The organism is Nonomuraea glycinis (genome assembly GCF_035920485.1).
In the GTDB taxonomy this organism is placed as follows: domain Bacteria; phylum Actinomycetota; class Actinomycetes; order Streptosporangiales; family Streptosporangiaceae; genus Nonomuraea; species Nonomuraea glycinis.
This window is the reverse complement of sequence record NZ_CP109166.1, coordinates 4,557,506-4,578,567: the sequence shown is the minus strand read 5'-3', so window position 1 is coordinate 4,578,567 and position 21,062 is coordinate 4,557,506. Positions and strand designations below refer to the sequence as shown.

The following is a 21,062-nucleotide window of genomic DNA, read 5'->3' as shown; positions in this document are numbered from 1 at the left end:
GCTTGCTGGAGCGGGCCCGAGGCGACCAGTCGGCTGAGTCATCGACCCGACATGATCCCTGTCATACCGATCCGATGACACGGGCGACTGGTCACATCGATGTAGGTGGGGTGGCCGTGCTGCTCAAGGTCATGAGGTGCGGCAGGTTGCGGTGAAAGGCACGCCGGAGAGGTGGCGCCGCCAGTCCGCGGCGGACAGGCCACCGCGAGCGCGGGTGCAGACCTCGCGCAGCGCCAAAGCGGGATCAACGAGATGGTCGCGGATGACGCCGGCTGCGGAGAGTGATCTGAGTGTTCTGCCGTCCGAACCGAAGGACAGAGCGGTCAGGCGGCCGGTGTTGACGGCGATCGGACCGCCGATGGGCTGGCGGGCGGTGATGTCCCACAGGCGGATGGTCTGATCCCGCCCGGCCGTCGCCAGCAGCCGCCCGTCCGGCGAGAAGTCCAGCAGCTCGACGGACCGGGAATGCCCGCCCGTGACGGGGCCTGGCTCACGGGCCGTGATGGAGTCGTAGAGCCGGACCACCCCCGCGCCGTCGCCAGTGGCCACGATCCTGCCGTCCGGGCTCAACTTCGCTGTCTGCCCGTCGAGTTCCTGGGAGGAGCCGGTCCGGCCCACGCTGCTGAGGTACGGGCCCTCGTTCAACCCGCCGCCCAGATAGCGGCCGCCGTGGCCGAACTGGGTAACGGACGCGCCGACCTCGCCGAGCCGCTTCCCCGTGCGGACGCTCCACAGCACAGTCCCGAAGGCCAAAGCCGTCGAATCGGGAGTGAACGCCATCGAATACCCGGCACCGAAAGGGGCATGCAACCGTCTGACCTCACGGCGGCGCTGAATATCCCACACCCGGGCGGTGCGTTGCCCGTCCCTGGCATAGGCGATCAGGCCGCCGTCGGCGCTGATGGCAACGTGAAGCCCATCTGACGGTGCGCCGTCAACGGGCTTGCCCCCGACAGGAAATGCGGCCAGCCGACGTCCGCCGGACCTGGTCCACAGGTGGAGCTTCGAGCCGCGCCCTCGCTCGCGGAACGTCGCCAGCAGCTTGCCGTCAGAGCTGAACCATGCCTGACCATGCGCTTCGGCGGACGGCGAGGACGCACCGGACAAAGTGATGACTGTGCCGTCCGCGCGTAGGTAGGCGATGCGGTCGCCGTCCACGCCCGACAGGCGGCCAGGGTAAGGCTGCAAGGCCCGGCTGAACGGCCGGTACAGCAGCGCCGCGCCATTACGTCCCCACACCCGCACCGCCGTACTGCCGCCGTCGGTGTCGAAGTCGACACCCACCAGCCGACCGTTCCCGCTGTACCGCAGATCACGGACCCGGGGATGGGCCACGCGCCTGCCCGCGAGTTCCTGACCTGTGCCGGCGTTGTAGAACGACAGCCCGCGTCCGTCGGAAAGCGCGATGGTGCGCCCGTCGGGGCTGAGCGCGGCCCACAGCCCCACGGCGGTGAAGTGGTGCCGGGCGATGAGGCGGTCGCCGGCAAGGTCCCAGATCTCCAGGGCGTTCGGGCATATCGGGAAGGCGCGCGGTGGTCTACGGCAGCCCCGTGTTGATGAGGTCGTCCCGATCAGCCGGTCGTCCTTGGTGACGGCCACCGGCCAGAGGCTCGAATCGCGGTGGATGAACAGCGTCCGGCCGGTGTTCTGGTCCATCAGCCGGATGGCTCCCCGGTTGCCCTCAGCGAAGGGTTCATTGGTCACCAGTTTTCCTGGTCGCGGGAACAACCGGATCCATCCGGGCCAGCGCTTGCCGATGCGCCTGCCCGTGGCGACGTCGTAGAGGACGCGTGACGAAGGGGCGGCACACGTCTGCACCATGGAGGCATCCGGTGAGAGCCCTAGCCCGCCGCAGCCGCCAGGGATGGTGAAGGTGACGAGTCGGCGGTGGCCTGGCACGTCCCAGAGGGCGAATGTCTCCCCCGACAACACCGCCAGCCTGCTTCCGTCCGCGGACAGGTCATACTCCGGCCCGAGGGTGGCGTCGGTGGCCGGAGGAGGCAGTACGGCCTCGGTCATGACGTCGGTGACGGGCTGGGCGAGCGCCGCGTACAGAGCGCCCCTGGCCTCCCGGGTCGGGGCGAGCTGCCAGGCGGCGGCGCTCAGACGCATCCCGAGTATGGGATCGGTGGCGAACACCCGGCTCGCCGCCTGTGCCGCCCGGCCAGCCGCCTCGGTCAGGCTCTGGCTGTCGGAGATGCGACGCTGGTGCTCATACAGTCCGACCGCGCCTGCCGTCACGGCCAGCAGGACCGCCATGGCCCCCGCTGCCAGGCGTCGTCGCCGGGACCGCCGCGCCGCCGCCTCCGCGCCCGCATGCAGGAACTCCGCCTCCAGTTCGGTCGGCGCCAGGTGAACGCGTCCTCGGGCGTTCCAGTCCAGCGCGGTCTGCAGCGGGGTGCCGTGATACAGATCGCCGCTCTTGCGTCCGGCCGCCTCCCAGCGGCAGGCAGCGGCGCTCAACTGCTGGTGCACGGCCAGAGCGCCGTTCTCGTCTGCGAGCCAGTCCCGCAGCCTGACCCACGCGTACGGCAAGGCCGGGTGCGTAATGACCACCATGCCGGCGTCGGCCACGAGCAGCCCGGCCTCGGTGAAAGCTTTGATCACCTGGCGGGCGTCCGGGTGATCGGGCAGTTCGGCCAGGCGGACGGGACGCACGACGTTCTTGCCCGCCGCTTCGGTCACCAGGCGCAGCAGCAGGCCGGGGACCTGGTGCTGGACGGGCTCGGCCAGCCGTTGGTAGATCGCCTCGGCCCGCGTTCCCAGCTCGGGATCGTCGATCGGCGCACCGGCACCGAGGCCAGGATCGGCATCGTCGCTGACAAGGGCCGCCAGGATGCGCCGGGCCGTCGGACGAAGTGCCGGGTCCTTGTTCAGCCCGGCTTCGGCCAAGGACCGCAGCGGCGCGTCCAGCACGCTGACATCGGGAGCGTGGGTGAGGACTCGGTGAATGATCGCCTCGATCCGGGCGGCGGCAAAGGCGTCCTGGCCGGTGGCCGCGTACAGCACCACGCAGGCCCAGGCGAATATGTCCGCACTTGGGCCGGCCCGCTGCCGCCGGTAGACCTCCGGGGCCACGTAGCCAGGTGTGCCGGCGATCATCCCGGACGGGGTCAGGGACATCTGCCGACTCCGGGCGATACCGAAGTCGATCACACGGGGGCCGTCGGGACCCAGGATGACATTGTCCGGCTTGAAATCGCGGTGCACGACGCCGGCATCGTGGATCGACGTCAGCGCGATCGCCATGCCGGTGGCCAGCCGGTGCAGGTCACCGCCGGTGAAGCGGCGTCCGGCCCGGACCGCCGCGCGCAGGCTGGGGCCCGGGATGTACTCGCTGACGATGTAGAGCCGGTCGCCGTCACTGCCGACGTCGACGATCTTGGCCGTGCAGAAGGAGGGCACAGCGCGTGCCGCCCGGACCTCCTTCAGGAACAGGGCGCGCAGCTGCGGGTCGGCGCCGGGGTGCAGCAGCTTGACCGCGTACCGCCGCCCTTGCCTGTCGTAGCCCTCGTAGACCACGCCTTGCCCGCCCGCGCCAAGCCGCCCGGCCAGCACATAACCGCCCAGGCGCTGCGGATCCCCCTCGGCCAAGTGCTGCAGAGCCATCGGCGAGCACCTTTCGATCGCGACAGTTCAGGACAGCCAGATCTGACGCGACCCGGGCTGCACACGATCCAACACAGCCAAGATCATCTCGTATTCGCGGGAGCGGTTGAACGCCAGGATCTCGAGATACCGGCGCTTGCGCTGCTGCTCCTGCCGCAAGAGCTCGATGATGAGGATGCGGACTCGCTCCGACCGGCTCACCGATGAGCGCAGAGCTTCGTAGATCAGCTCCAGCACGCCGGCTTGGGCACTCTCCTTGAGGGCGAGCAGGGCGCCCACCGCCGCAAGGGCATTGCGCGCTTGATCCTCAGGCACGCCGGTGAACACCTGATCGAGCAGGCTCTCCAGGAGCAGTTCGTCCTTCGTCCGCGCCCGGCCTGCGTAGCCGGTGACAGGTGGGAAACGCGTGAACTTGACGGCGGTAGGGGGAGACTCATCCAGGGCGCCGCCTCGCTGCGGCTGCTCCTGGACGGGTGAAACCCATCTGACGTTCCGCTTCGGTGGCTTGAATCGGCCGGTCATGGGTTCAGCTTGAGGTGCCGGGACAGGATGTCAATGCGCTCGGCGGCCATGCCGTCCTTCCGTGCCCGCCCCCGGCTCACCTCCGCAAGAGATCCTCAACGTCCCTCGGCGCGGCGCCGTACTCGGCGTTCCCAGCTGTTCTGGTGGCGGATGACCACGCCCGCGGCGCCGCCGTCGCCGGTGAGGCGGACTCGCGGCGTGCCGGGGAGCCGCTCCGAGGTGGTCTTGTCCTTGAAGCCGCCGAGGCCCGGGTTCATCTCCGTGGTCTCCGCCACCCACCCGTCGGGGATGATGATCGTCACACCGGCCATCTGCCCGTACGCCTCTATCGCGATCTCGGGCAGCCGGCATTTGGTCTGGGTGAAGTCGAGCTTGGCGCCGCCCATGCCGCCGTACACGGTGATGCGCGCAGGCACCCGCCAGTGGCCGGTCCGCGCCGCGCCATTGATGCCTCCCTTGAGGACCAGCGGCTCCGCTGGAATCTCTTGCGGCAGATCGGCGGTGAGGTGCTCCAGGTCGGCGTAGGTCTTGGCGTTCAGCGCCCGATCCAGCCGTACTTCCAGCTCGCTGAAGTCGATGCGCCCCTCGGCCGCCGCGGTGTTCAGCCGCTCCACCACCGCTTCACGCTCGTCATGCGAAACACGCACCTGAGCAGAGCTGGAAGGGGTCGGTTGCTGGTTTGCGTCCATCGCGTTCGCTTTCAGGCTAGGGGGTTCCGGGAGATCTGCACCATACGCTCCCATAACGGAAATTATGTGGGGTCCTGAGCGACCATGCTCCGCGAAGCGGGTCTCTTTCATGAGTGAGCCGCTCTCGTCAGTTCTGGCCGGGGCGCGTCCGCGAGCGGAAGGTACGGCGGTAGGTGTCCGGAGGCACGCCGACCGTGCGGTTGAAGTGCCGGCGCAGTGTCGTGGCGGTGCCCATGCCGGTGGCCGCCGCGATGGTGTCGACGCCGTCGTCGGTGGTCTCCAGCAACTCCTGGGCGTGGCGGATCCGCTGGGTCAGCAGCCATTGCAGCGGGGTGGTGCCGGTCACCGACCTGAAGTGCCGGCCCAGGTTGCGCGAGCTCATCCGCGCCCGGCGGGCCATGTCCTCCACCGTCAGCGGATGGTCCAGCCGTTCGATCACCCAGGGGAACAGCTCGGCGAGTGGGTGGTTGTCCGGGGCCGGCACCGGGGTGGTGACGAACTGGGCCTGGCCGCCGTCCCGGTGCGGCGGCACGACCAGGCGGCGGGCGACCGCGTTGGCGATCGAGGAGCCGTGGTCAAGGCGGACCAGATGCAGGCACAGGTCCATGGCCGCGGCCTTGCCGGCGGAGGTGAGCACGCTGCCGTTGTCCACGTACAGGACGTCCGGGTTCACCTTCACCTGGGGATAGCGGTCGGCCAGGGCTCGGGTGTGCGCCCAGTGGGTGGTCGCGCGCTTCCCGTCCAGCAGGCCGGCGGCGGCCAGCACGAACGCGCCCGTGCAGAGGGAGGCCACGCGTGCGCCGGCCTCGTGGGCCGCACGCACCGCGTCGACCAGGTCAGCGGGCGGGTCCACGTCGATGTCGGCCCAGCCCGGGACGATCACGGTGTGGGCGCGCGAGAGGTGGTCGAGGCCATGGTCGGGCTCCAGCAGGAACCGGCCGGCTCGCACGGCACCCGGCCCGCAGACGACGACGTCGTACCAGGGGTCGGCCACGCCGGCCTCGAAGACCTCGTACGCCATGGACAGCTCGAAGTGCAGCATCCCGTCGGTGGCGGCCAGCGCGACAGTACTCATGTCCGGAATTGTACGGGCAATGGCGTTCCAGACACTCGTCGGGAGCATCGGCCCTTGCCAGAATGATCACGACAGCAGGTCAGGTGAGCAGGAGAGTAACCATGGGACCAGTGACGGTTTTCGGCGCGTACGGGCACACCGGGCGCTTTGTGGTGGCACAGCTCCAGGAGCGCGGGTTCGTCCCCATCCTGTCGGGGCGCGACGCCGACAAACTGAAGGTGTTGGCGTTCGAATCCGGACTGGAGGCCCGCCCGGCGTCGGTCGATGACCCTGCCTCGCTCGACCGCGCGCTGGCCGGCGCGGCGGCTGTGATCAACTGTGCCGGGCCTTTCGCCACGACAGCCGCCCCCGTGATCGAGGCGGCACTGCGCGCCGGGATCCCGTACGTGGACGTGGCGGCCGAGATCGAGGCCAACCTCGACACGTTCACGCACTTCGCGGAGCGCGCCCGGACCGCGGGAGCGGTGATCGTCCCGGCGATGGCCTTCTACGGCGGCCTCGGCGACCTGCTGACCACCGCCGCGATGGGCGACTGGACGGCGGCCGACGAGGCGCACATCGCGTACGGACTGAGCAGTTGGCACCCCACCGCCGGGACGCGGATCGCGGGCGCGGTCTCCCGGCAGCGGCGGGACGGCCGACGCGTCCGGTACACGAACGGCCGGCTGGAATACCGCCATGACGGCCCGCCGACCCTGGAGTGGCCCTTCCCCGACCCGATGGGGCCCCGGGCCGTCATCGGGGAGTTCACCATGGCTGACGTCGTCACCGTTCCCAGCCACCTGTCCATCCCCGAAGTGACCACGTACATGACGGCCGAGGCGGCCAGGGACCTCTCGGCCTCCGACACACCGGAGCCGGCCCCGGCCGACGAACTGGGACGGTCGGATCAGACCTTCCTCGTCGATGTCGTCGTACGTTCCGGTGGCAGCGAGCGGCGCGCCGTGGCGAGGGGACGGGACATCTACGCCGTCACCGCGCCGCTCGTGGTGGAAGCGGTCGACCGCATCCTCACTGGGCGCACCAGGACGGTCGGCGTCGCCTCCGCCGGCAAGATCTTCGACGCACCCGACTTCCTCCACGCGCTGTCCCCGCACATCTCCCTGGACCTGCCTTCATAACAGCACGTTCGTTCCAGGAGCGCATCGATCACCTGGCCAAGGAGTGCGCCATCACAGTCTGCGGACGTTTTCGGCCACGTAGTCGAAGCTGTCCTGCGACCGTTCGACGAGATCGAACTCGACCTCCTCGCCTACCTCCAAACTCCGGTATCCGTCCTCCACCATGTTGCTGAAGTGCACGAACGCATCACGACCAGCCGGGAGCTCTGGAGAGGAGATCGCTCCCCACCCCTTCTCGGCCTTCCAGAACTTCACAGTGCCACGTGTCATCACCACATTGTCGTCGACCACTTGGAGATCACCTATTCACCGAACACGAAACCGGCCCCCGAACGGACATGCTCAGCTTGAAGTACTCCTCTTCCAGCCTCATACGCCAAGAAGCTCTTGAGGGCTGCGCCTCCAGGCTTCCGGAGCGACGGCCCTTGAGAGGCGACGGCACGAGAGCGCATCGATCGCCCCGCCGCCTCGTCAAGGGTGCAGCCCCTGCCCCCTGACGGGGGTCGGGCAAGGGCCGCGCTCGGTGCGACTCGGGCAACTCCTCACGGGCTCAAGGGCCCGGCCAGTCGCGGGTACAGAGGTCTGTTCGAGAAGCTGCCGTCACGCATTCCGTACGAGTCATCACGTCAACCCACGTGCACCCGCACTCGCCATTTCGCCGAAAACCCCACCCTTTCCCCAACTCGTCCAACAACCAGAGACCCCGTCCATCCGTACGGTCGAAATCGGGCCTACTGACATGCGGCACGCCCTGCGCCCCTTCATCGGTCACCTCTAGACGCACCAGCCCGATGCCAATTTCAAAGACCTCCACCAGTACGCGCCCGCCCGCATGACGCGATCTCGTATGCAGCACCGCATTCGACACCATTTCCGACAGCAACAACACCGCGTCCTCTACGTCGTCGTGCCCCGCATCCGCGAGAACCTTCCTCACCCCGCCGCGCAACGGCAACCGACTGAGGCTTTCCCGGCAGCGAGAGTTTCGTCAGCGGTCGTCCACTCACAGCGCCGCCTCCGGGAGTGGGTGCAACGTGGCCCATGGACGCCTTGCGCGCAGGAATGCTCACCTCATCGCCCTTCCTGTTGAGACGGCCGGTAGGAAATCCGTGCGATCACTTACCCTCGGGCTTACGCTCCGAGTAACCGTCAGTACGGATGGTGACCTCAATCCCCATCGCCTGCCCAGATGGCCGGCGTTGCTCGAAGAAGCAACACCACAAGCCAGGGAGCCGGTGCGCGATGAACGACCCACTCACGACCTCCGCCGCGTACGCCTTCGGGCCCGTGCTGCGCCAGCTCCGCACGCAGGCCGGACTGTCCCTGCGCGAACTCGCCAAGATCACTTACTACGATCACACCCGCATCGCCCGCGCTGAGCAGGGCGAGTGGCTCGCGCCGCTCGACCGGGTCCAGGACCTCGACGACGCGCTCGGCGCCGGCGGCCTCCTCGTCGCCCTGCGCCGGGGCGACGGACCTGCCACGCCCGCGATGACCGCCTCCGGCAGCTACGAGAGCGAACCCGTCATCCTGGACATGCCAACCCAGGATGGGAAACTGGTGCAGGTGACGATCTCGCGACGGGCCTTCGCCCAGCTACTCGCCTCGGGTGCACTGTCGGCCGTCCTGCCCTACCTCGCCGACCCTGATCAGGCCCAGCGCGTCTCCCGCGCCATCACGCAACCCACTCGCGTCGACGACCAGGTGATCGACTACTTCCAGCGGGTGCTGACCGAGCACTACACCGCCGACAAGATGCTCGGCCCCCGCCACCTGCTGCGGCCGGTGCTGGCCCAGATCGAAGTCCTCGACGAGCTACGCCGAGGCGCCGACACCAGCTACGCCGACCCACTCCTGCAGACGCTGGCCGCCTACGGCGAAATGGCGGGCTGGCTGCACCAGGACCTGGGAGAGACCGGCGAAGCGATGGACTGGACGCGGCGCGCGGCCGAGTGGGCGGCCTGCGCCGGCGACACCCAGATGGCCGCCTACCTGCTCGTACGGCAGAGCAACATCGCGGTTGCGACGGAGGACTACGCGGCCGTCGTCCAGCTCGCCGCCGCCGCGCGTCGGCATTCCGCTGAGCTCGACCCCAAGCTCGCCGCCCTGGCCGCGCAGCAACAAGCGCGCGGCCTGGCCATGCTCGGCCGGCACCGACAAGCGTTCGACCTCCTCGACCAAGCGGCCGACCTCCTCCGCGACCACCCGCACGTCACCCATCCGAACACCCCCGTCTACCTGCACCACTACGACCTCGACACCCTCCAGGAGCAGTCCGCGGCCTGCCACAGAGCCGCCGGACACGCCGACACGGCCATCACCATCCTCGAAAAGCGGATCGCCGAGCTGCCCGCCAACCTCGCCCGCGACCGCGGGCACCTGACCGCCAAACTGGCCGTCGCCGTCACCCAGTCACCCCAGCCGGACCCGGCCAGAGCCGCGCACCTCGGCCACGAGGCACTCACCGTCGCCCAGCAGACGGGGTCGGCACGCATCCACCGCGAGCTGCGCACGCTGAACACCGGACTACGAAAGCGGTGGCCGGACGACAGCCATGCTCGCGCTTTCCACGAAGCATTCGTCGGCGTCTGACCGCACTGGGCGCCTGTTTCACCAGGGGTTCAGGGGCGTAGGCCGTCGAGGAGCCGGGCGACGGTGCGGTGACGGAGGTCGGGCGCCCATCCAGCGGCCAGGGCGCCGTGACAGGCGGCGGTGAGCAGGGCGATGACCTCATCGAGCTCGACGTCGGCGCGGACCGTACCCGCATCCCGTGCCCGTACCAGCAGGGTGTCGAGAGCCTTGCCGAGACCCGCGACCTGGCGGTCGACGCCCACGTCCATCCCGCCGGCGGTGAGCAGATGCACCACGGTGCGGGCGCCGGCCGCGTGCTCGACGACCTCGGCGAAGAACGTGAGCAGCGCGGTGGGGTCGCCCTCGGCAGCAAGTGTCTCGGCCCGGGTGGCGAGTCGGTCCTGCAGGTCCTTCATGATCGCAGCGAGCAGGTCGGCCTTGGTGGGAAAGTGCCGGAAAACGGTGCCGACGGCGACGCCCGCACAGCGTGCGACCTCCTCTGTCGATGCGGACGTGCCGTGCCGGTCGAAGACCTCGACGGCGGCGGCGAGGATGCGGGTCCGATTGCGGCGGGCATCGGCGCGGAGGGGCGGCTCAGACATGGTGAACTCCGGGCATTGACAACATGAGTGGCGACTCATAATTTGAGCCGCAGGATAGTGAGTGACAACTCATGTTAGGAGTTCACGGTGACCGAAGTCGACCGAGGAGCGTTGACAGGGCCACGCGAGGCGTTCGAACGATTCCGGGATCACCTGCTGACGGGGACAGCGGCCGGGCTGGAGACGCTCCTCGCCGACGATGGCGTGGTCGAGACCCCGTTCGCCCCGCCCGGTGCGCCCCGGCGGACCGAGGGACGGGAGGCGTTCGCCGCGAGAGCCGTGCCGCAGCGGGAGGCGCTCCGGGAACGCATCCGGTTCACGGCCGTGCGCGATGTGGTTGTCCACGAGACGGCCGACCCGCAGGTCGCCGTCGTCGAGTACGAGGTGGAGGCGGTCCGCGAGGCCGACGGCCTGCGTGCCGCCGCACCGTTCGCGGTGGTGGTGCGGGTCCGGGACGGGCGCGTCACACTGTGGCGCGAGTACCAGAATCCCGTGGCGATGGCCCTGCTCGCCGCGGAGTGACCGACCGGTCCTGGCCCTGGTGCGCCTCGACGTGGACCCGTACCGGGTCCCGCTCGTTGGATCCTGGGGTCAGTGGCGGGTCAGGTCGCCGGAGTCGTGGACGATCTTGCCGCCTACCGTGGTGAGGATCGGTTTGATGCGTTTGAGGTCCTCGTCGCCGGTCGTGCGGTAGTCGCGGTCCAGGACGACGAGGTCGCCGAGCTTGCCGTTCTCGATCGTGCCGAGTCTGTCCTCCATGTTGAGGAACCAGGCGTTCTCCCTCGTGTACAGCCGTACCGCCTCGTCCCTGGTGATCTGCTGACCGTCGTTGACGAGACCGCCCAGCGCGTTGCGGCCGGTGACGGCGTAGTAGACGCCGTACCAGGGGTTGAGCGGGGCGATGTGCACGCCGTCGAGGTGGATGCCGGCCTTGATGCCGTGGTCGAGGATGGTACGGAAGGGCGCGCCCGCCGCGGGGCCGCTGCCTGACACGAAGCTGAACGCCCCGCACTGTACGGCGCCGCCGAGCGCCTGGAGCCGGTCGAGCAGCGCGGTGGTGACCACCGGCACGTGGTCGATGCGCCAGCGCAGGCCGGTGATGTCGTGCTGGGCGTTCACCGCCTCGTACCCGGCGATCTCGGCCTCCAGCGCGGCCAGGCTCAGCGCCCGGTTGGTGTTGCGCCAGCCCGCCTGCGCGATCAACTGCTGGGCCTTGGCCCAGACCGGGCCGCTGCCGTCACCGGGGGCGCCCCACTCGCCGATGCCGCCGGTCATCATCAGGTCGTCGCCGAAGAGCTGGAACTGGTTGTTCAGCCGCTGGGTGAGCTCGGGCAGGTCGAGGTCGTTCTGGTTGTGCAGGAAGTTGGTCTGCAACCGGATGAAGGTACGGTCCTCCCGGTGCAGGGCGAGCCAGGAGTCGTACATCCGGTAGTGGTCGAAGTTGGACAGGAACTGGCCAGGGGTGGGCGGCCCGAGCACGGGGAAGCCGACATGGTCCTGCACGCTGGTGATGCCGACGCTCGCCGCGTAGGCCATGGCGTCGAGGGTGCTGCGCTTCCTGTCCTCGAAGGTCTGGGTCAGGCGGACGTTGTACAGGGCGGCCGTGGCGTTCGCCCCGGCGGCGATCGAGCCGTCCGCGCCGACGACCGACGGCACGGCCGCCGACTCCAGCACCGCCTTGCCCGGGGTGTTCGTCACGGCCGGGCCGGTGAACCCCTGGAACAGCAGCACCGGGCGGTCCGGCACGGCGGCGTCGAGCTCGGCCAGGGTGGGCAGGCGGCGTTCGGCGAACAGGTTCGGGTGCCAGCCGCCCATCGCGGTGACGAACCGGCCTTCCGGCACCCCCCGGCGGCGGGCCGCGAGTAACCGCTGGATCCCGGCGATGTTCCCCGCGTTCTCGATCACCACGTGGTAGCCGGGGCGGATGGCCAGGCTAACGAAGTGGACGTGCGGCTCGATCATGCCGGGGATCACGGTGTGGCCGCGCAGGTCGATCACCTTCGCGTCCCGGGAGACCGACTGCTTCAGCCGCCCGAGGCTCAGCCCGGCGCCCACGATGCGCCCCTGGGCGACGGCGACCGCGGAGACGGTGCGGTCGTGGTCGTCGAAAGTGCGGATCTTGCCGTTGTGGAGGATCAGATCGCCCTGCGGCACCGTCGCCGATGTCTCCGAAGCGGGCGTCGCCGCCGCGCCGGGGGTGGCGATCGCGCCGCCGATCGCCGCCGCACTGGTGCCCAGGACGCTACGCCGGGAAACGAGCCGTCGATCCATGCGGGCCGCCCTTCATTGAAACTTCGACTATCCGCCGGAAGATCGTCGATGACAAGAGGGCGGCCCCTGGTTCAGAGTGCGATCGCCTCCGAGCCGAAAAGCTGCTTGATGTCGGCGGCGAAGCTCGGCTCGGGGTTGACCTGGAACTCCGGCAGGGCGAGCACGATGGTGTTGCCGGCGATGCGCCTCAGGTTGATCAGCAGCGGCACCTGTCCCTGGTGCAGCTTCAGCACGTTGCGGAGCTCCTCGATGACCTGCGGGTTGATGCGTTCCTCACGCAGTTTCAGAGTGACGGGGTGCCCGGCGTCGCTGGTGATGCCGGACACGTCGATCGGGGTCAGGTCCTGGGCGAAGACCGAGATGGCGCCGTCCCGGTTGTTGATCTGCCCGTGCACCGACACCACGGCGTCCTTGCGCAGCTCGGGACCGTACAGCTCGTGGCTCTTGGGGAAGAACAGGCACTCCACCGCCGCGTCCATGTCCTCGACGGTGACGATCGCCCACACGTTGCCGGCCTTGTTGACCCGCTTGTCCACGTTGGCGATCATGCCGCAGACGGTGACGTCGCCGCGGTCGTCGCGGCCGCTGTCGAGCAGGTCGGCGATCGCGGTGTCCCGGTTGCGGGCCAGCAGCCGCTCCGCGCCGGCGAGCGGGTGGTCGGAGACGTACAGACCGAGCATCTCCCGTTCGAAGTCGAGCTTGGTCTTCTTGTCCCATTCCATGTCCGGGATGGCGACGGTGAACGCCGTGTCCTCGTCGGCGTCGTCCGCGCCGCCGAACAGGGAGTCCTGGCCGTGGGCCTCGTTCTTCTTGATGTCGATGACCGACTCGACCGCCTGCTCGTGGATCATGAGCAGGCCCTTGCGCGGATGTTCGAGCGAGTCGAACGCGCCCGCCTTGATCAGCGACTCGATGACCCGCTTGTTGCAGACGGGCAGGGGCACCTTGCCGAGGAAGTCGTCGAAGTCGGTGTAGCGGCCCTTCTCCTTGCGGGCCTTGACGACGCCTTCGACGACGTTCGCGCCCACGTTGCGGACCGCGCCGAGGCCGAAGCGCACCTTGTCGTCGCCGACCGCGACGAAGTCGAGCTGGGACTCGTTGACGTCCGGCGCGAGCACCTGAATACCCATTTTTCGGCATTCGGCCAGGTAGATGGCGGCCTTGTCCTTGTCGTCCCCGACCGAGGTGAGCAGGGCCGCCATGTACTCGGCCGGGTAGTTGGCCTTGAGGTAGGCGGTCCAGTAGGCGACCAGTCCGTAGCCGGCGGTGTGCGACTTGTTGAACGCGTAACCGGAGAACGGCAGCATGACGTCCCACAGCGCCTGGATCGACTCGTCGGAGTAGCCGTTGGCGCGCATACCGGCGGAGAACTTGCCCCACTCGGCGTCCAGGACCTCCTTCTTCTTCTTGCCCATGGCCCGGCGCAGCATGTCGGCGCCGCCCAGGGTGTAGCCCGCGAGCTCACGGGCGACGGCCATGATCTGCTCCTGGTAGACGAGCAGGTGGAAGGTGGTGCCCAGGATCGGCTCCAGGGCCTCCTTCAGCTCCGGGTGGATGGGCTCGATGTCCTGGCGGGCGTTCTTGCGGTGCGCGTAGTTGGTGTGCGCGTTGGCCGCCATCGGTCCCGGCCGGTAGAGGGCGAGCACGGCCGCGATGTCCTCGAACCGGCTCGGCTCCATCAGCTTGAGAAGCTGCCGCATGGGGCCGCCGTCGAGCTGGAACACGCCGAGGGTGTCGCCCCGGGCCAGCAGCCGGTAGGTCGTCTCGTCGTCGAGGGGCAGCGTCAGGGTGTCGAGCTGGACCCCCCGGTTCTGCTCGATGATCTTGATGGCGTGGTCGATGATGCCCAGGTTCCGCAGACCCAGGAAGTCCATCTTGACCAGGCCCATGTCCTCGCAGGACGGGTAGTCGAACCCGGTGATGATCACGCCGTCCTTGTCCCGCCGGTGCATCGGGATCAGGTCCAGCAGCGGCGCCGACGACAGGATGACCGCGGCCGCGTGCACGCCGGTGCCGCGGATCAGGCCCTCGATGCCACGGCCGGTGTCGATGACCTTGTGCACGTCCGGGTCGTTCTCGTACAGGGCCCGGATCTCGCCGCCCTCGTTGTAGCGGGGGTGGTCCTCGTTGAACATGTCCGCGAGCGGGACGCCCTTGCCCATGACGTCCGGCGGCATCGCCTTGGTGATCTTGTCACCCACCGCGAACGGGTAGCCGAGGATCCGCGACGCGTCCTTGACGGCGGCCTTCGCCTTGATCGTGCCGAACGTGTTGACCTGCGCGGTGTACGCGCTGCCGTACTTCTCGGTGACGTAGGCCACCATGCGGTCGCGCTGGCGGTCGTCGAAGTCGAGGTCGATGTCCGGCGGGTTGATCCGCTCGGGGTTGAGGAACCGCTCGAACAACAGGCCGTGCTCCAGCGGGTCGAGCTCGGTGATGCGGGTGGCGTAGGCGACGATCGACCCGGTGGCGCTGCCTCGGCCCGGCCCCACCGCGATGCCGTTGTCGCGGGCGTAGCTGCAGATGTCGGCCACGACCAGGAAGTAGGAGGAGAACCCCATCGGGCCGATGACCTTCATCTCGGTCTCGTACCGCTCCAGGACCTCCTGCGGGACGGGGGTGCCGTAGCGCAGCTCCAGGCCGCGCTCCACCTCCTTGCGCAGCCACGACTCCTGCGTCTCCCCCTCGGGCACGTCGGGGTAGTCCGGCATCCGGTTCACCTCGCCGAACACCTCGGTGTAGTCGCCGACCATCTCGGCCACCAGCAGCGTGTTGTCGCACGCCTCCGGCAGCTCGGTGAACAGGGCGTACATCTCGTCGGCGCTCTTGAGGTAGTAACCCGAGCCGTTGAACCGGAAGCGGTTGGGGTCGTCCTTGTTCTTGCCCACGCCGACGCACAGGAGGCTGTCGTGCGCGTCGGCCTGGTCCTCGGTCACGTAGTGGCTGTCGTTGGTGACCAGGAGCGGGATGCTGAGCTGCTTGGCCAGCCGGAGCAGATCCGCCCGGACCTCCCGCTCGATGTCGATGCCGTGGTCCATCAGCTCCAGGAAGTAGTTCTCCTTGCCGAAGATCTCCTGGTATTCGCCGGCGACCCGGACCGCCTCGTCGTACTGGCCGAGCCGCAGCCGCGTCTGCACCGCGCCGGAGGGACAGCCGGTGGTGGCGATGATCCCGGACGCGTGCTGCGCGACCAGCTCCTGGTCCATCCGGGGCTTTGAGTAATATCCCTCGAACGACGCCAAAGACGACAGGCGGAACAGGTTGCGCAAGCCGTCGGCGTCCTTGGCCCACATGGTCATGTGGGTGAACCGGCCGCCGCCCGAGACGTCTTTCCCGCCTTCGCCGTCCGCCACCCCGGTCTCCGCGCGCCGGCCCCAGAAGACCGGTTTCTTGACGAACCGGTTCTCCGGCGCGACGTACGCCTCGATCCCGATGATCGGCTTGACCGGGCTGCCCTTCGCCACCTTCTGGAACTCGTACGCACCGAACATGTTGCCGTGATCCGACATCGCGATCGCCGGCATCTCCAGCCGCTCGGCCTCCTTGAACAGCGGCTTCATCTTGGCCGCGCCGTCCAGCATGCTGTATTCGGTGTGTACGTGCAGATGCACGAAGGACTTGCTCACCTGGTCCCCTAACGCTCGCCTTGGCCAGACTTACCGCAGGAGCCTATTCCGTCCCATGCACCCCGCCGCACTTTCCCCCGACCACCATGTGCTACATGTTGATTACGTTAAGTCACATAAGGGGGAGATGTGAAGATCAACTGTGTCGGCGGGGGCCCCGCCAGCCTGTACTTCTCGATCCTGATGAAGCGGATGAACCCGTCCCACGACATCACCGTCTACGAGCGCAACCCCGCCGGATCCACGTTCGGCTGGGGGGTGACCTACTGGGAGGCGCTGATCGAATATCTGCGGAGCGCCGACCCGGAGTCCGGGAACGCCATCAGCGAGAGCTCGGTCCGCTGGCAGGACTGGGTCACGCACGTCCACGACCGCGTGACGGTCACCGTCGAGAACGGCGCCGAGGGGTTCGGCGTCGGCCGCCAGCGGCTGCTCGACATTTTCGCCGAGCGGGCCCGCGCGCTCGGCGTACAGCTGGAGTTCGACTGCGAGATCCGCCACGAGGACGAGCTGACCGACGCCGACCTGGTCGTCGCCGGCGACGGCGTCAACAGCGTGCTGCGGGAGCGGCATGCCGACCACTTCGGCACCGAGATGACGGTCGGCCGGCACCCCTACCTCTGGCTGGGCACCACCAAGGTCTTCGACGCCTTCACCTTCGCCTTTCGCGAGACCGAGCACGGCTGGATCTGGTGTTACGGCTACGGCTTCAGCCCGGAGCAGAGCACCGTCGTCGTCGAGTGCACCCCCGAGACGTGGCAGGGGCTCGGGTTCGACGGGACGAACGAGGCCGACTGCCTGAGCATGCTGGAGAAGCTGTTCGCCGACGTGCTGGACGGGCACCCGCTGATCGGCCGCACGCGGGCCGACGGCAGCGCGCGCTGGGAGCACTTCCCCACCCTGACCAACAACCGGACGTGGCACCGGGGCAACCTCGTCCTGCTCGGGGACGCCGCGCACACCACGCACTACTCCATCGGCTCGGGCACCGGCCTCGCCCTCGGGGACGCCGCCGTCCTGGCCGAGGAGTTGCATCGGAACACGGAGCTCGAGCCCGCCCTGGCCCGCTACGAGAAGACCCGCCGATCCGAGATCCGGTCCGCGCAGCGGTCGGCCCGGCACAGCGCCCAGTGGTTCGAGAAGCTCCCGCGCTACATCGACCGGCCGCCGGAGCAGCTGATGGAGCTGCTCGGGCAGCGGCACTCCGGGCTGCTCGCGCATCTGCCGCCGGGGCTGTACTACCGGATCTGGCAGGTGGTCGGGCGGTTCAGCCGCTGAACCCGGAGATTGCCGGATTCGGTCGTTGACCTGGACATCCCGTACGCACATCATTCGTTGGTGGAACACGCCGGACGAGAAGGGAAGCCCACCATGAGCACGGGCAAGCTCCTGCAGCACCACACCGAGCACGCCGACTCCGGCAGGACGCTCAATCATCCGCGCGCCTACGAGATCGCCTCGGCCATCGCCTTCGCCGGGGCCCGCCGCTACACCTTCACCCGCCTGGCGGCCCTGGCCAGGCCGCGAGCCGGTGACCGCATCCTGGACGTGGGCTGCGGCACCGGCTACCTGACGCGGGTGCTCGCGCCGGTGGTGACGCCCTCCGGGCACGTGACGGGCCTGGACCCCTCCCCCGCCATGATCGAGTACGCGCTCCGCCGCGCACCCGGCAACTGTGACTACACGGTCGGCAGGGGCCAGGCCCTGCCGTTCCCGGACGGCTCCTTCGACACGGTCGTCTCCAGCCTGGCGCTGCACCACCTCCCCGCCGGCGACCGGCTGGAGGCGGTCCGGGAGATGCTCCGCGTGCTGCGGCCGGGCGGGCGGCTGCTCGTCGCCGACCTCAGGCCGCCGGCGAACGCGCTGGCCCGGCGGCTGGGCGAGCTGCTCATCCGGCATCACGGCCACGACGTGCTCGGCACGCTCGTCCCCGACGCCGGTTTCCGCGTCGAGGCCGAGGGCGAGCTGCCGCCCCGGCTGCGCTACATCCAGGCCGTACGACCCGAGAAGGAGTAGGTGACCGTGTGAGCTCCGCCGTCTCGGGTAGCGATGAGCGTTACTGTGCGCCTCAGCGCTGACCAGTGACAACAGCGGTTCACGTACAATGATCAGGCCTTGTCCATCGGCGGCGCGCGGCCAAGCACGGGCGTCGCGGGAGGCGGGTGTGGTCATGATTCCCCCTGACGTCGCACGGGGTTAGGCTCGGGCCACGCCGAACTGGGCCCGAAGGGAACCATCATCGCCAGCGACTCATATCCGCCGTTCGGGGACGCGCCACGTCCGATGCGCCGCCGTGTCACCGAAGCGGCGATTCTCAACGCCCAGAGCTCGGCGGACGTCGTCAAGTGGACCTGCTCGCACGGCCAGCACGCCGGCAACGGCTGCATCACCTGCTACGAAGCCTCCGCCACGGCCGATCCGGAGCTGCCCCTGTGGGAGGTCGCGGCGTGGTTCACCACCACGCGGCCGATCCCGATCAGGGCGCTGCAGGACGTGCACCGCCACGGCCGCCGGTTCGCGCTGGACCAGCCGTCGACGCCGCTGGTCTACGTCCTGAGCGGGCACGTGCGGGCGGCGCTGAGCGCGGAGGCGGTGGCGGGCGTGGTCGGGTTCCTGCTGCAGAACCGGCACATCGTCGACGACTTCACCATGACGGAGATCCGCGCCTCCCATTCGTGACGGCTGTCGATTGTGGCCGGTCTCGTTCGCCGTAGTCAGTGAAGGCATCACCGACTGACAAGGAATGATCATGCGGAAACTGATGGTGACCACGTTCATGTCCCTGGACGGCGTCGTACAGGGGCCGGGCGGCCCGGACGAGGACCGTACGGGCGGGTTCGAGCACGGCGGCTGGGCGGTGCCGCACATGAACGAGGAGCTCATCCAGCGGATGGCCGCGCTGACCGCCAGGGCCGGGGCGCTCCTGCTCGGGCGCGCGACCTACGAGGGCTTCGCCGCCACCTGGCCGCTGGCCGGCCCCGAGGACCCGATCGGGGCGCGGATGAACGGCCTGCGCAAGTACGTCGCCTCCCGCACCCTGGACACGGTGACCTGGCAGAACTCGACGCTGCTCACCGGCGACGTCGTCGAGGCGGTCGGCGAGCTCAAGCGGGGCGAGGGCGGCGAGATCCAGGTGCACGGCAGTGGGGAGCTGATCCAGACGCTCATCGAGCACGACCTCGTGGACGAGTTCCACCTGCTGGTCTTCCCGGTGCTCCTCGGCTCGGGCAAACGACTCTTCAGGACCGGTACGGCCGGGCTCGACCTGCTCGACAGCACGACGTCGAGCTCGGGCGTGGTCGTGAGCACGTACGCGAGGAGTGGCAAGGTGGGCTACGGCGAGCTCGGCCCCGAGACCGGCAACTGGTGATCGAGCAGAGGGGAGCGGCCATGCCGCAGTACGCGATTCTGATCTACGAGAAGGAGACGCCCGGCGGGGTGGCCGACATCCCGCCCGAGGTCATGGCGGCCAACCTGAGCGCCGGCGAGAAGATCGCCGCGATGGGCGTCCGGGTCGTCCACGAGCAGGCGCTGGAGCCCAGCGCGACCACGCGGACGATCCACAAGGACGGCCTGGTCACCGACGGCCCGTTCCTGGAGAGCAAGGAGGTGATCGCCGGGTTCTTCGTGGTGGAGGCCGCGGACCTGGAGACGGCGGTCGCCGTCGGCCGGCTGCTGCCGATCATGGATGGCGCCGTGGAAGTGCGGCCGCTGCTGGCCGGATGACCTCCGCCCAGCAGGCGGTGGCCGAGGCGCACCGTCACGAGTGGGCCAGGTTGCTCGCCGTGACGGTGCGCGTCACCCGTGACCTGGACCTGGCCGAGGAGTGCGTCCAGGACGCGTACGCCGCCGCGCTCGCCTCCTGGACGCGCGACGGCGTGCCCGCCAGGCCGGGCGCCTGGCTGACCACCGCCGCCCGGCACAACGCGCTGGACGCCCTGCGCCGGGCCAGGACGCTGCGCTCGAAGCTGCACCTGCTGGTGGAGCCGGACGTCGCCGCCGAGCCGGGGCCCCATGACGACCGGCTGCGGCTGGTCTTCCTGTGCTGTCACCCGGCGCTGGCCATCGAGGCGCAGGTCGCGCTCACCCTGCGGCTGGTCTGCGGGGTGAGCGTGCCGGACATCGCGCGCGCGTTCCTGGTCTCCGAGCCGACCATGGCGGCCCGGATCACCCGGGCCAAGAAGAAGATCATGGCGGCCCGGATCCCGTTCAGGATGCCGGCTCCCGCCGAGTTGCCGGACCGGCTGGACGCCGCGCTCACCGCGATCCACCTGCTCTTCACCACCGGTCACACCGCGCCGGCGGGACCCGCGCTGACCAGGGACGACCTGGCCGCGTACGCGCTGGACCTGGCCCGGCTGCTCCGCGACCTGATGCCGGCCGAGCGGGAGGTACGCGGGCTGCTCGCGCTGCTGCTGGCCGGCCATGCCCGCCGGGCCGGCCGCGCCGCCGCGGACGGGCGTCTGCTGCTCCTGGCGGAGCAGGACCGTTCGGCCTGGGACCAGGAGGCGATCGCCGAGGCGGACGAGCTGGTCGTGGCCGCGCTGCGTGGCGGCGCGCCGGGCCGGTTCGCCCTCCAGGCCGCCATCGCGACGCTGCACGCCACCGCTCCCACGTACGCCGACACCGACTGGGCGCAGATCCTGGTGCTCTACGACGAGTTGCTGAAGGTCTGGCCGTCGCCGGTGGTGGCGCTCAACCGGGCGGTGGCGCTCGCCATGGTCAGCGGGCCGGCGGCCGCCCTGGCCGACGTCGAGGCGCTGGAGCGGGACGGGCGGCTCGCCACCTACCGCTACCTGCCGGCGATCAGGGCCGACCTGCTGCGCCGCTCGGGCCGCCGGGCCGAGGCCGCCGAGGCGTACGAGCGGGCGATCGCGCTGGCCGGCAACGACGCCGAACGCGCCTTCCTCGCCGAGCGTCTCACCGAGACCCGTCGGCCGATTTGAGCTGGGCATGCGCAATCTTGAACGCGTCTC

At 69.3% G+C, this 21,062-nt stretch carries 18 protein-coding genes; 9 read left to right on the top strand and 9 right to left on the bottom strand.

Features of this window, described 5'->3' with window-relative positions:
• Positions 1 to 129 precede the first annotated feature (129 nt).
• The 4 genes from OHA68_RS21710 to OHA68_RS21695 all read right to left on the bottom strand — a co-directional run bounded on the left by OHA68_RS21710 (position 130) and on the right by OHA68_RS21695 (position 5,895).
• Positions 130 to 3,609 (bottom strand): WD40 repeat domain-containing serine/threonine-protein kinase, encoded by a 3,480-nt coding sequence (locus OHA68_RS21710; protein WP_327109262.1) that lies wholly within the window; start codon positions 3,607 to 3,609, stop codon positions 130 to 132.
• A gap of 27 nt (positions 3,610 to 3,636) precedes the next feature.
• Positions 3,637 to 4,131, bottom strand: coding sequence for a hypothetical protein (locus OHA68_RS21705; RefSeq protein ID WP_327109261.1), 495 nt, complete (start codon positions 4,129 to 4,131; stop codon positions 3,637 to 3,639).
• A 95-nt stretch (positions 4,132 to 4,226) separates the two neighbouring features.
• Entirely contained in the window at positions 4,227 to 4,778 is a 552-nt protein-coding gene (locus OHA68_RS21700) for a DUF1707 SHOCT-like domain-containing protein (RefSeq protein ID WP_327109260.1), read from the bottom strand.
• Between the two features lie 169 nt (positions 4,779 to 4,947).
• On the bottom strand, positions 4,948 to 5,895 hold the full coding sequence (locus OHA68_RS21695) for a helix-turn-helix domain-containing protein (RefSeq protein WP_327109259.1): 948 nt from the start codon (positions 5,893 to 5,895) through the stop codon (positions 4,948 to 4,950).
• A gap of 101 nt (positions 5,896 to 5,996) precedes the next feature.
• On the opposite strand from OHA68_RS21695, the gene OHA68_RS21690 reads away from it, so the two are divergent.
• Positions 5,997 to 7,016: a saccharopine dehydrogenase family protein gene (locus OHA68_RS21690; RefSeq protein ID WP_327109258.1), complete on the top strand. Its 1,020-nt coding sequence runs from the start codon at positions 5,997 to 5,999 to the stop codon at positions 7,014 to 7,016.
• Between the two features lie 51 nt (positions 7,017 to 7,067).
• Here OHA68_RS21690 and OHA68_RS21685 read toward each other — a convergent pair whose 3' ends face one another.
• Together OHA68_RS21685 and OHA68_RS45355 are read right to left on the bottom strand one after the other, a co-directional pair.
• Positions 7,068 to 7,307: a cold-shock protein gene (locus OHA68_RS21685; protein WP_407674480.1), complete on the bottom strand. Its 240-nt coding sequence runs from the start codon at positions 7,305 to 7,307 to the stop codon at positions 7,068 to 7,070.
• Positions 7,308 to 7,566: 259 nt separating this feature from the next.
• Positions 7,567 to 7,953, bottom strand: coding sequence for an ATP-binding protein (locus tag OHA68_RS45355; protein ID WP_407674479.1), 387 nt, complete (start codon positions 7,951 to 7,953; stop codon positions 7,567 to 7,569).
• Between the two features lie 305 nt (positions 7,954 to 8,258).
• Here OHA68_RS45355 and OHA68_RS21680 point away from each other — a divergent pair, with 305 nt between their 5' ends.
• The gene (locus tag OHA68_RS21680) at positions 8,259 to 9,608 is read left to right on the top strand and encodes a helix-turn-helix domain-containing protein (RefSeq protein WP_327109257.1); all 1,350 of its coding nucleotides are present in this window, start codon (positions 8,259 to 8,261) and stop codon (positions 9,606 to 9,608) included.
• A 29-nt stretch (positions 9,609 to 9,637) separates the two neighbouring features.
• Here OHA68_RS21680 and OHA68_RS21675 read toward each other — a convergent pair whose 3' ends face one another.
• A complete protein-coding gene (locus OHA68_RS21675; RefSeq protein ID WP_327109256.1) occupies positions 9,638 to 10,189 on the bottom strand; it encodes a TetR/AcrR family transcriptional regulator in 552 nt (183 codons plus the stop codon).
• Positions 10,190 to 10,276: 87 nt separating this feature from the next.
• Here OHA68_RS21675 and OHA68_RS21670 point away from each other — a divergent pair, with 87 nt between their 5' ends.
• Positions 10,277 to 10,711, top strand: coding sequence for a nuclear transport factor 2 family protein (locus tag OHA68_RS21670; protein WP_327109255.1), 435 nt, complete (start codon positions 10,277 to 10,279; stop codon positions 10,709 to 10,711).
• A gap of 69 nt (positions 10,712 to 10,780) precedes the next feature.
• Here the strand turns inward: OHA68_RS21670 and OHA68_RS21665 are convergent, their stop codons facing one another.
• Positions 10,781 to 12,460 carry an amidohydrolase gene (locus OHA68_RS21665; RefSeq protein WP_327109254.1) on the bottom strand — a complete coding sequence of 560 codons (1,680 nt, stop codon included), beginning with the start codon at positions 12,458 to 12,460 and terminating at the stop codon, positions 10,781 to 10,783.
• Positions 12,461 to 12,531: 71 nt separating this feature from the next.
• Positions 12,532 to 16,086 (bottom strand): DNA polymerase III subunit alpha, encoded by a 3,555-nt coding sequence (gene dnaE / locus OHA68_RS21660; protein ID WP_327109253.1) that lies wholly within the window; start codon positions 16,084 to 16,086, stop codon positions 12,532 to 12,534.
• Between the two features lie 129 nt (positions 16,087 to 16,215).
• Between dnaE and OHA68_RS21655 the strand changes: the two genes are divergently transcribed.
• The 6 genes from OHA68_RS21655 to OHA68_RS21630 all read left to right on the top strand — a co-directional run bounded on the left by OHA68_RS21655 (position 16,216) and on the right by OHA68_RS21630 (position 21,032).
• Complete coding sequence (locus tag OHA68_RS21655) at positions 16,216 to 17,364, top strand: FAD-dependent monooxygenase (protein WP_327109252.1); 1,149 nt, start codon at positions 16,216 to 16,218, stop codon at positions 17,362 to 17,364.
• Positions 17,365 to 17,457: 93 nt separating this feature from the next.
• Entirely contained in the window at positions 17,458 to 18,102 is a 645-nt protein-coding gene (locus tag OHA68_RS21650) for a class I SAM-dependent methyltransferase (RefSeq protein WP_327109251.1), read from the top strand.
• A 267-nt stretch (positions 18,103 to 18,369) separates the two neighbouring features.
• Positions 18,370 to 18,765: a hypothetical protein gene (locus OHA68_RS21645; RefSeq protein WP_189138609.1), complete on the top strand. Its 396-nt coding sequence runs from the start codon at positions 18,370 to 18,372 to the stop codon at positions 18,763 to 18,765.
• Between the two features lie 70 nt (positions 18,766 to 18,835).
• Complete coding sequence (locus tag OHA68_RS21640; protein ID WP_189138610.1) at positions 18,836 to 19,456, top strand: dihydrofolate reductase family protein; 621 nt, start codon at positions 18,836 to 18,838, stop codon at positions 19,454 to 19,456.
• A gap of 20 nt (positions 19,457 to 19,476) precedes the next feature.
• On the top strand, positions 19,477 to 19,812 hold the full coding sequence (locus tag OHA68_RS21635) for a YciI family protein (RefSeq protein WP_189138611.1): 336 nt from the start codon (positions 19,477 to 19,479) through the stop codon (positions 19,810 to 19,812).
• Positions 19,809 to 21,032, top strand: coding sequence for an RNA polymerase sigma factor (locus OHA68_RS21630; RefSeq protein ID WP_327109250.1), 1,224 nt, complete (start codon positions 19,809 to 19,811; stop codon positions 21,030 to 21,032). Before OHA68_RS21635 ends, OHA68_RS21630 begins: the two co-directional genes overlap by 4 nt.
• Positions 21,033 to 21,062: the final 30 nt, after the last annotated feature.